4 protein-coding genes are annotated in these 11,645 nt (G+C 60.6%); all 4 read right to left on the bottom strand.

Translation table 11 applies throughout. The features are described 5' to 3' along the window. Positions 1-109: 109 nt before the first annotated feature. Positions 110-2,164, bottom strand: a complete 2,055-nt coding sequence (locus tag AB8A23_RS16900; RefSeq protein WP_439058856.1) for an FAD-dependent oxidoreductase — start codon at positions 2,162-2,164, stop codon at positions 110-112. Between the two features lie 267 nt (positions 2,165-2,431). Further along, on the bottom strand, positions 2,432-2,893 hold the full coding sequence (locus AB8A23_RS16895; protein ID WP_439058858.1) for a GNAT family N-acetyltransferase: 462 nt from the start codon (positions 2,891-2,893) through the stop codon (positions 2,432-2,434). Between the two features lie 95 nt (positions 2,894-2,988). Further along, positions 2,989-7,188: a DNA-directed RNA polymerase subunit beta' gene (gene rpoC / locus AB8A23_RS16890; RefSeq protein ID WP_089268272.1), complete on the bottom strand. Its 4,200-nt coding sequence runs from the start codon at positions 7,186-7,188 to the stop codon at positions 2,989-2,991. Positions 7,189-7,313: 125 nt separating this feature from the next. After that, complete coding sequence (gene rpoB, locus AB8A23_RS16885; RefSeq protein ID WP_120286934.1) at positions 7,314-11,429, bottom strand: DNA-directed RNA polymerase subunit beta; 4,116 nt, start codon at positions 11,427-11,429, stop codon at positions 7,314-7,316. Positions 11,430-11,645 lie beyond the last annotated feature (216 nt).

Below are 11,645 nucleotides of genomic sequence, written 5' to 3'. Positions count from 1 at the left end.
GCACGGTCCTTCGACCGCAAGAATCAATGAAGCGGCCCGGACAGCCACGGCAATGATCCTATGCGATCAGAATGTCCTCGGCAAAGCAACCGAAGGCCGACGCCAAAGATCAATCCTCGGCATCGACCTTGTCGAAGAACGAGTAACGCAGGCTGTCCGCGTCGGCATACCAGTGGCCCGGCCCCTTGCCGGCGGCCAGTGTCGCTTCCCACACCGCCTCGGTGCAGTCGCGGCGATGCATCGACAGGTCGAAGCCGTTGCCGAAGAACAGTTCCGACCATTCCCACCAGGTGCCGAGCTTCTTGACGCCGCGCAGCAGGTCATAGCGATCGATCACCGCCGGCGCCATGTCGGACGTGACCGAGCCGAACACGAGGCCGGTCTTCACGACGCGGTTGAGCTCCTGCACGGCCGTCACCACCTGCTTGTCGCTCACGTGACACAGGCTGGTCTCGAATACGAAATCGAACTGCCCGGCCTTGAAGGGCAGATCGGTGATCGATCCGAGTTTGTTGAACTTCTGCAGCGCCTTTGGCGTCCTGGCGTGGATCGCCTTGTTGTTCTCGACACCCCAGGCGTCGATCCCCCTGGCACGCAGCGCGCCGACCAGTTCGCCTGATGCCGAGCCCGCGACCAGCAGCTTGTAGCCCTTGGCGCGGCCCCAGACGATTTTGATGAGATTTGTCAGATACGCCGGATCGGTGAACTGGCTCCAGACCTCGCTATAAGGACCGACACCGCGATAGTTCTGGAAATAGTCGCGATCGATCTTGTCGGAGATCGTCGTGCCATTCTGACCCTGCGCACGGCGCAGGCGCATCATCTCGGTGAGGATGATGTCGGTGGCGGCATCGGAGGAGTCGAGCAGACCGTTCAGCGTGGAGTCGAACAGATAATCGCCGACCACGACGAGCCCCGGATGATCCTTCGGCTCCGGCCGGTGATTGGTCATGACGTCGCGCACCGGCATGCCGCCGGGGATCGCGTTGACCGACGACAGCCAGCGATGGATCTTGCCTTCCAGCAGATGCTCACGCGCATCGCCAAACGAGGCCGGCAACGACTTCAGCGCGGCATCGATCAACTCATCATCTGTGAGATTGGCAAAGGCCAGCGCGTCGGAGCCTGGCACCAGCCAGTTCAGTACGCCATGCTTGCCGACATCGTGGCGCGCGCCCTCGTTATAGACACAGCAGCCGCCGAAGGCTTCCGACATGAACCAAGCACCGGGAATCTGATCGCCCCAGAACGGGGTGTCGAACAGCAGCGAGATCCGCAGATAATGCGCCGGGCGGTCGAAGTAAGAGACATGCTTGACCATCGACTTGCGCAGCTGCTCGCCGTCCCAGCGCATGGTCGCCAGCCATGAATGCGGCAGGCACATCACCACGAGATCGAAATCGCGGGTGTCCGGCCCCTTGCCGTTCATCATGTCGAGCTGATAGCGGCCCTGCTCGGTCTTGCCGACCTTGAGCACACGGTGATTGAGCCGGATGTCGGCATCGACTTCCGACTGCAGGCAGGAGATCAGCTGCTCGTTGCCGTTCTGGATCGAATAGAGGCCGATATAGCCATCGACATCCATCACGAAGTTCTTCAGCGCATTGAGGCCGTTGGTGTTGTGCGTCTCGGTCGCGATGTCGGAGCGCGCCATCACCTTCAGGAAGCGCTTGGCAATGGGATCGCTGACTTCCTTATCAAGCAGCTCCTCGGCATTTATCCATGCCCAGGGGTGTTCGTTGTCGTGCGAACCGACGCCTTCGTAATATTCGATCGGCGACACCATGCTCGCGCACTTCTTACGGAAGGCTTCAATGGCGGCTGCGGTCTTGGCGCCGTATTTCTTGCGCATGCCCGGCACGTCGTTGAGCAGCTCGCCGTCCAGCTGCACCTGCTCGGCATCCATCGGAATGGTCTGCAGGCCGAAATGCTGGATCAGCTCGCGCAGCGGATCCGGCCCTGTCATCGAGTAATCGTAGATTTCCGCAACGCCAGCTTCGTACATGGCTGGCGCGGTATCGAATTTGCGCGTGAGAATCTTGCCGCCGACGCGGTCGGACGCCTCGTAGATGGTGACACGACATAGATCGCCGAGCTTCTTCTTGAGATACCAGGCGCTCATCAGGCCGCCTGGACCACCACCAACAATTGCAAGATCAAGCATAGGTTTCTTTCACGCGTCGTGTTTGCCGGCGGCAATATTCGGCAACGGTCGATGTAACGTATTCCCAGCCAAAGCGGAATCCGCTGACGCTGCAAGGCTGGCCCGTCGACCCCGTCGACTCGCGCTAACCCCCTCCAAGTGAAAACATTTTTCAGCTGAAGGAAAGATGAACAAAAGCATGTAGTGCGCTGCAATACACGTCACACGCGAAAAAGGCTGGCTTTCGCCGGCCTTTTCCATGGCATTGATGTGATCTGCAGTGGCAAGTCAGTTGGTCGGCGACAAGACACGCTCCATGACGATGGTCCGCTCCTCACCGTGATAGGCCTCGCGAACGGCCGTGAAGCCCAGTCTCGCGTAAAAAGCCTCTGCGGTGACCGTCGCCGGAACCGTCAAAATCGCAAGCTGTCGTTCGCGGGCGACCCTCTCGATCCGCTGCACCAGCAAACGGCCGATGCCGCGCCCTTGCACGTCCGGCAAGACGAACATGGTCCGCAGGGCCTGCCCATCCAGGCTCGCCGTGCCGACAACACGATCGTCCATCTCGGCAACGAACACATCGCGCTGGTCGATCAATCGTTCGACAGCCGCGGGGCTGAAACTGAGTTCAACCCGCGCGATGATATCGGGCGTGTAATCCTTCGCATTGGTTTCGCGCAGCGCGCGGATGATGACGCGGCTGATACCTGCTGCATCGCCGGCTTGAGCCGGCCGAATATCGCATGTCATCTGACCGCTCTCCGTTACCAACCGAATGAACAGATCAAAACGAGAAAGGGCCAGCTTGCGCCGGCCCTTTCGTTTCTTAAGTCTGCCCAGCCCGATTACTCGGCCGACGGCAGCATCAGCGGCTCGGGCTCCGGAGCCGACGGCACGATCGCCGCCTGCTTCTCGCGCTCGTCGAGGATCATCTTGTCGCGCTTCATTGCGACTTCGCGGATCTTCGCCATCGAGGCGCCGGTACCGGCCGGGATCAGGCGGCCGACAATGACGTTTTCCTTGAGGCCTTCGAGCGGGTCCACCTTGCCGTTGACGGCAGCTTCGGTGAGCACGCGCGTGGTCTCCTGGAACGACGCTGCCGAGAAGAACGAACGGGTCTGCAAGCTGGCCTTGGTGATGCCCAGCAGCACAGGGTTTCCGGTCGCGATCTTCTTGCCTTCTTCCTTCGCCTTCAGGTTCAGCGCGTCGAACTCGATCTTGTCGATCTGCTCGCCCGAGATCATGTCGGTCTCGCCCTGATCGGTAATCTCGACCTTCTGCAGCATCTGACGGACAATCACTTCGATGTGCTTGTCGTTGATGAGCACGCCCTGCAACCGGTAAACTTCCTGGATTTCGTTGACCAGATAGGCAGCGAGTTCCTCGATGCCCTTGATCGCCAGAATGTCGTGCGGCGCCGGATTGCCTTCGACGATGTAATCGCCCTTTTCGACGATGTCGCCGTCCTGCAGATGGATCTGCTTGCCCTTCGGAATGAGGTACTCGCGGGTCTCCTCGTTCTTGTCGAGCGGCTCGATCGAGATGCGACGCTTGTTCTTGTAGTCGCGTCCAAAGCGGATGGTGCCGCCGATTTCCGCGATGATCGCCGCGTCTTTCGGCTTGCGCGCCTCGAACAGTTCGGCCACCCGCGGCAGACCGCCGGTGATGTCACGCGTCTTCGCGCTTTCCATCGAGACACGGGCAAGAATGTCGCCCGAGGTCACCTTGGCATCGACGTCGACCGACAGAATGGCGTCGGGCGATAGCATGTAACGGGCGTCGCCGCCACGTGCGAGCTTGAGGACCTTGCCGTCCTTGCCCTTGATGACGATAGCCGGACGCAAGTCCGCACCGCCACGCGACGAACGCCAATCGGTAACGACGCGCTTGGCGATACCGGTGGACTCGTCGAGCGTTTCCGTAATCGACTGGCCGTCGATCAGGTCCTCGAACCCGATCGTGCCGTCGACTTCGGTCAGCAGCGGACGGGAATACGGATCCCATTCCGCGATACGCTGGCCACGCTTGATCATGTCGCCGTTGGCCACGTGAACGCGAGCACCGTACTGGATACGGTACGTCGCACGCTCGGTGCCATCGGCGTCAGAGATGGCGATGACCATGTTGCGCACCATTGCAACCATGTGGCCTTCGCCGTTCTTGGCGATGTTCTCGTTCTTGATCGTGATCTTGCCGTCGAAGTTCGACTCGATCACCGACTGCTCGTTGAGCTGCGCCGCGCCGCCGATGTGGAAGGTACGCATCGTCAGCTGCGTGCCAGGCTCACCGATCGACTGCGCCGCGATGACGCCGACGGCCTCACCGTGGTTGACGGGCGTGCCGCGGGCCAGATCGCGGCCGTAGCAGGTGCCGCAGATGCCGTTGACCAGTTCGCAAGTGAGAGCCGAACGGATCTTCACTTCCTGGATGCCGGCCTGCTGGAGAAGATCGACGTCCTTCTCTTCCATCAGCGTGTTGCGCTTGATCAGCACCTTGTTGGTCGCGGGATCGCGAATGTCTTCGCAGGCCGAACGACCGAGGATACGCGACGCCAGCGATGCGACCACCGAACCGGAGTCGATGATGGCGCGCATCTTGATGCCGAGATTGGTGCCGCAATCGGTCTGCGTGATGATGCAGTCCTGCGCCACGTCGACGAGACGGCGGGTCAGGTAGCCCGAGTTCGCGGTCTTCAACGCGGTGTCCGCGAGGCCCTTACGAGCGCCGTGGGTCGAGTTGAAGTATTCGAGAACCGACAGACCTTCCTTGAAGTTCGAGATGATCGGCGTTTCGATGATCTCGCCCGACGGCTTGGCCATCAGGCCGCGCATACCACCGAGCTGACGCATCTGGGCCGGCGAACCACGGGCACCGGAATGCGCCATCATGTAGATCGAGTTGATCTGGGCTTCTTCACCCGCCGCATTCCTCTTCACCGAGGAGATTTCTTTCATCATCTCCTTGGCGACTTCTTCACCCGCCTTCGACCAGGCGTCGACGACCTTGTTGTACTTCTCACCGTGGGTGATCAGACCGTCATTGTACTGCTGTTCGAAGTCCTTCGCGAACGCACGGGTGGCGTCGACGATCTTCCACTTCGAACCCGGCACGACCATGTCGTCCTTGCCGAACGAGATGCCGGCCTTGAACGCGTTGTAGAAGCCGAGCGCCATGATGCGATCGCAGAAGATCACGGTCTCTTTCTGACCGCAGTGACGGTAGACCTGATCGATGACGCCCGAGATTTCCTTCTTGGTCATCAGCTTGTTGATGACGTCGAAGGGCATCTTCGGCGACTTCGGCAGAACCTGACCGAGCATCGCACGACCGGCAGTGGTTTCCACCATGCGCGTGACCGGCTTGCCGTCCGCATCGAGACCGGACCAGCTGTACTTGATCTTGGTGTGGAGGTGGATGACCTTCGCATGCAGCGCATGCTCGATCTCCGCCATCTCACGATACAGCTTGTTTTCGCCCGGGAGACCCGCACGCATGGTCGACAGGTAGTACAGACCCAGCACGATGTCCTGCGACGGCACGATGATCGGCTGACCGTTCGCAGGATGCAGGATGTTGTTGGTCGACATCATCAGGACGCGCGCTTCCAGCTGCGCTTCAAGCGACAGCGGAACGTGCACGGCCATCTGGTCGCCGTCGAAGTCGGCGTTGAAGGCCGAGCAGACCAGCGGATGCAGCTGGATCGCCTTGCCTTCGATGAGCACCGGCTCGAACGCCTGGATGCCCAGACGATGCAGCGTCGGCGCGCGGTTCAGCAGCACGGGATGCTCGCGAATAACCTCGTCGAGGATGTCCCAGACTTCGGGACGTTCTTTTTCAACGAGCTTCTTCGCCTGCTTCACCGTGGTGGACAGACCCTTGGCGTCAAGACGCGAATAGATGAACGGCTTGAACAGTTCGAGCGCCATCTTCTTCGGCAGGCCGCACTGATGCAGACGCAGCTCGGGACCGACGACGATGACGGAACGGCCCGAATAGTCGACGCGCTTGCCGAGCAGGTTCTGACGGAAACGACCCTGCTTGCCCTTCAGCATGTCGGCCAGCGACTTCAGCGGACGCTTGTTGGCGCCGGTGATGACACGGCCACGGCGGCCGTTGTCGAACAGTGCGTCGACGGCCTCCTGCAGCATGCGCTTTTCGTTGCGGATGATGATGTCCGGCGCGCGGAGCTCCATCAGACGCTTCAAGCGGTTGTTACGGTTGATGACGCGGCGATACAGATCGTTCAGATCCGACGTCGCGAAGCGGCCGCCATCCAGCGGCACCAGCGGACGCAGATCCGGCGGGATCACCGGCACCACCGTGAGGATCATCCACTCCGGCTTGTTACCGGAATAGCGGAAGGCCTCGACGATCTTCAGGCGCTTGGCGAGCTTCTTGTGCTTGATGTCGGATTCGGTCTCCTTCATCTCGACGCGCAGCTGCTCGTCGAGCTTCTCGAGCTCCAGACCCTTCAACAGTTCACGGATCGCCTCGGCACCGATCATCGCGGTGAACGAGTCCTGGCCGTATTCGTCCTGCGCCTTCAGATATTCTTCTTCAGACAGCAGCTGACGGTCCTTGAGCGCGGTGAGACCCGGCTCGAGAACGACGTAGTATTCGAAATACAGGATGCGCTCGAGATCCTTGAGCGTCATGTCCAGCAACTGGCCGATGCGCGACGGCAGCGACTTCAGGAACCAGATGTGCGCAACCGGAGCGGCCAGTTCGATGTGGCCCATGCGCTCGCGTCTGACGCGCGACAAGGTCACTTCGACCGAGCACTTCTCGCAGATGATGCCCTTGTACTTCATGCGCTTGTACTTGCCGCACAAGCACTCGTAATCCTTGATGGGCCCGAAGATGCGGGCGCAGAACAGGCCGTCGCGCTCGGGCTTGAAGGTACGGTAATTGATGGTTTCCGGCTTCTTGATCTCGCCGTAGGACCACGACAGAATCTTCTCCGGGGACGCAATCGAGATCCGGATCTGGTCGAAGACCTGAGCCGGAGTCGTCGGATTGAAGAGATTCATAATTTCTTGGTTCATCGTCTTCTCCTCGCGTGCCGATCGCCATCAGCAGCAAATTCGAAATTCTTTAGAGCCACACACCCTGCCCCACGTCCCGGCTGGGTGCGGACGCCCGGCCATCAGGCCGGGCGTAACGCTTGTTCTTACTCGGCAGCTTCGGAGGTCGGCCCCGGCAGCTTGGAATTGTGCAGGTCGACGTTGAGGCCGAGCGAGCGCATTTCCTTGACCAGCACGTTGAACGATTCCGGGATACCGGCCTCGAACGTGTCGTCGCCGCGCACGATCGCCTCATAGACCTTGGTACGGCCTGCGACGTCGTCCGACTTCACCGTCAGCATTTCCTGGAGCGTGTACGCCGCGCCGTAAGCCTCGAGCGCCCACACTTCCATTTCACCGAAGCGCTGACCGCCGAACTGCGCCTTACCACCCAGCGGCTGCTGCGTGACGAGCGAGTACGGACCGATCGAACGCGCGTGGATCTTGTCGTCCACGAGATGGTGAAGCTTGAGCATGTAGATGTAGCCCACGGTCACCTTGCGATCGAACTGGTCGCCGGTCCGGCCGTCATAGACGGTGGACTGACCGGACGCGTCGAAGCCAGCCATCTTCAACATCTCTTCGATGTCGGCTTCCTTCGCACCGTCGAACACCGGCGTCGCAATCGGCACGCCGGGCTTCAGGTTACGCGCCAGTTCAAGCAGCTCGGTGTCGTTCAGCGACTTGATGACTTCGTCTTCGCCGTAAACCTTCTTCAGGGTGTCGCGCAGCGGCTTCAGATCCTGCTTCTGGTAATAGGCGTCGATGGTCTGACCGATCTTCTTGCCCATGCCTGCGCAGGCCCAGCCAAGATGCGTCTCCAAGATCTGACCGACGTTCATGCGCGAAGGCACGCCGAGCGGGTTCAGCACGATGTCCGCATGCGTACCGTCTTCAAGGAACGGCATGTCTTCGATCGGAACGATCTTCGACACCACGCCCTTGTTGCCGTGACGTCCGGCCATCTTGTCGCCGGGCTGAATCTTGCGCTTCACCGCGACGAAGACCTTGACCATCTTCATCACGCCTGGCGGCAATTCGTCGCCACGCTGCAGCTTCTCGACCTTGTCGAGGAAGCGCTGTTCAAGGCCCTTCTTCGACTCGTCGTACTGCTTCCGCATCGCTTCGATTTCGGTCATCAGCTTGTCGTTCGCGGTGGCGAACATCCACCACTGCGACCGCGGATTTTCGTCGAGCACGGCGCGCGTGATCTTGCCGTCCTTCTTGAAGCCCTTCGGACCGGCGATGCCGACCTTGTTCTCCAGAAGATCAGCCAGACGGCCGTAGACGTTACGATCCAGGATGGCCTGCTCGTCGTCACGGTCCTTGGCGAGACGTTCGATTTCTTCCCGCTCGATCGCCAGAGCACGTTCGTCCTTGTCGACGCCGTGCCGGTTGAACACGCGGACTTCGACGATCGTGCCCTGCACGCCCGGAGGCACGCGGAGCGAGGTGTCGCGAACGTCCGACGCCTTCTCACCGAAGATGGCGCGCAGAAGCTTTTCTTCCGGCGTCATCGGGCTTTCGCCCTTCGGCGTGATCTTGCCGACCAGGATGTCGCCGGCGCGGACTTCAGCGCCGATATAGACGATGCCGGCTTCGTCGAGGTTCTTCAGCGCTTCTTCCGACACGTTCGGAATGTCGCGGGTGATTTCCTCAGGGCCGAGCTTGGTGTCGCGGGCCATCACTTCGAATTCCTCGATGTGTATCGAGGTGAAGACGTCTTCCTTCACGATCCGCTCCGAGAGGAGGATCGAGTCTTCGAAGTTGTAGCCATTCCACGGCATGAACGCGACGAGCACGTTACGGCCGAGCGCGAGTTCACCGAGATCGGTCGACGGACCGTCGGCAATGATGTCGCCCTTGCGAATGACGTCGCCAACCTTCACCAGCGGACGCTGGTTGATACAGGTCGACTGGTTCGAACGCTGGTACTTCATCAGACGATAGATATCGACGCCCGACTTGGTCGGATCGAGATCTTCGGTCGCGCGGATAACCACGCGGGTTGCGTCGATCTGGTCGATGACACCCGAACGGCGGGCAGCGATCGCAGCACCGGAGTCGCGGGCCACGACGGCTTCCATGCCGGTACCGACGAACGGCGCTTCGGCGCGCACCAGAGGCACGGCCTGACGCTGCATGTTCGAGCCCATCAGCGCGCGGTTGGCGTCGTCGTTCTCGAGGAACGGGATCAGCGCCGCAGCGACCGAAACGAGCTGCTTCGGCGACACGTCCATGTAGTCGACCTTGTCGGCCGGCAGCGGCAACACGTCGCCGGCATGACGGCAGATGATCATGTCTTCGGTGAACTTGCCCTTGGCGTCGAGCGACACGTTCGCCTGCGCGACCGAGTAGCGGCCCTCTTCCATCGCGCTGAGGTACACGACCTCATCGGTGACGCGACCGTCCTTGACCTTGCGGTAAGGGGTCTCGACGAAACCGTACTTGTTGACGCGCGCGAAGGTGGCGAGCGAGTTGATCAGACCGATGTTCGGGCCTTCCGGCGTCTCAATCGGACAGATACGGCCATAGTGGGTCGGATGCACGTCGCGGACTTCGAAGCCGGCGCGCTCGCGGGTCAGACCACCGGGGCCAAGCGCCGAAAGACGACGCTTGTGGGTGATTTCCGAGAGCGGGTTGGTCTGGTCCATGAACTGCGACAGCTGCGACGAACCGAAGAACTCGCGCACCGCGGCAGCCGCAGGCTTCGCGTTGATCAGGTCCTGCGGCATCACGGTGTCGATGTCGACGGACGACATACGTTCCTTGATGGCGCGCTCCATGCGCAGCAGGCCGACGCGATACTGATTTTCCATCAGCTCGCCGACCGAACGCACACGGCGGTTGCCGAGATGGTCGATGTCGTCGATTTCGCCCTTGCCGTCGCGCAGATCCACCAGCGTCTTGATGACGGCCAGGATGTCTTCCTTGCGCAGCGTGCGATGAGTGTCCGGCGCGTCGAGTTCGAGGCGCATGTTCATCTTCACGCGGCCCACGGCCGAGAGATCGTAACGCTCACTGTCGAAGAACAGCGACTGGAACATGTTCTGCGCGGATTCGAGCGTCGGCGGCTCGCCCGGACGCATCACGCGATAGATGTCGAACAGCGCGTCTTCACGCGTCAGGTTCTTGTCTGCTGAAAGCGTGTTGCGGATATAGGCACCGATATTGACGTGGTCGATGTCGAGCAGCGGGAGTTCCTTGTAGCCCTCCTCGTTCAGCGCCTTCAGCGACTTCTCGGTGATTTCCTCGCCGGCTTCGGCGTAGATTTCACCGGTCTTCACGTTGACGAGGTCCTCGGCGAGATAGTTGCCGACCAACTCTTCATCGGTCAGACGCAGCGCCTTGAGGCCCTTCTCGGCGAGCTGACGGGCAGCGCGCACGGTGAGCTTCTTGCCGGCTTCGAGCACGACCTTGCCGGTGTCGGCATCGATCAGGTCGTTGACGGTGGAGTAGCCACGGAAACGGGTGGCGTCGAACGGAACGCGCCAGCCTTCCTTGATCTTCTTGAACTGGATCTTCTTGTAGAACGTCGAGAGAATCTCTTCGCCGTCCAGACCCAGCGCGAACATCAGCGACGTCACCGGAATCTTGCGGCGACGGTCGATACGCGCAAACACGATGTCCTTGGCGTCGAACTCGATGTCCAGCCAGGAACCGCGATACGGGATCACGCGGGCAGCGAACAGCAGCTTGCCCGACGAATGGGTCTTGCCCTTGTCGTGGTCGAAGAACACGCCCGGCGAACGATGCATCTGCGAGACGATGACGCGCTCGGTGCCGTTGACGACGAAGGTGCCGTTCATGGTCATGAGCGGGATATCGCCCATGTAGACGTCCTGCTCCTTGATGTCCTTGACGGACTTGGCGCCGGTTTCTTCGTCAATATCGAACACGATCAGGCGCAGCGTCACCTTCAGCGGCGCAGCATAGGTCATGCCGCGCTGGCGGCACTCATCGACGTCATATTTCGGCGGCTCGAATTCGTAGCGCACGAATTCCAGCATCGAGGTGCCCGAGAAATCCGAGATCGGAAACACCGAACGGAAAACAGCCTGCAGACCTTCGTCGAGGCGACCGCCGGTCGGCTCATCGACCATCAGGAACTGGTCGTAGGACGCCTTCTGAACCTCGATGAGGTTCGGCATCTCTGCGACTTCTTTAATATGACCGAAGAACTTGCGAACGCGCTTGCGACCTGTGAACGTCTGCTGACCCATCGTGGCCTCTCATTGCGTCGCCCGAAAGGGGCGAACCTTCCAGAGCGCGACTGCCATCGCCTCCGGGTTGAATTTCCAAGAACGCTCCGAATTCAGCGCCCAATGTGAGGAACAAAATCCCTCTCCCGAGCATTTGAATCGCAGAACGCAAAACGACGTGCGCGATGCCCGACTGCATCTCGCCCGTCCAAACCGTCTAGCTACGGACCGAAAAGC

This window comes from Tardiphaga sp. 619_E2_N8_4, from assembly GCF_051810905.1.
Lineage (GTDB): Bacteria > Pseudomonadota > Alphaproteobacteria > Rhizobiales > Xanthobacteraceae > Tardiphaga > Tardiphaga robiniae.
This window is presented reverse-complemented; position numbering and strand designations above follow the sequence as displayed.

What these genes read in the sequence shown, in the direction of transcription:
- AB8A23_RS16900 (WP_439058856.1), bottom strand. Translation starts at nt 2,164, where the DNA reads ATGCTTGATCTTGCAATTGTTGGTGGTGGTCCAGGCGGCCTGATGAGC.
- AB8A23_RS16895 (WP_439058858.1), bottom strand. Translation starts at nt 2,893, where the DNA reads ATGACATGCGATATTCGGCCGGCTCAAGCCGGCGATGCAGCAGGTATC.
- rpoC (WP_089268272.1), bottom strand. Translation starts at nt 7,188, where the DNA reads ATGAACCAAGAAATTATGAATCTCTTCAATCCGACGACTCCGGCTCAG.
- rpoB (WP_120286934.1), bottom strand. Translation starts at nt 11,429, where the DNA reads ATGGGTCAGCAGACGTTCACAGGTCGCAAGCGCGTTCGCAAGTTCTTC.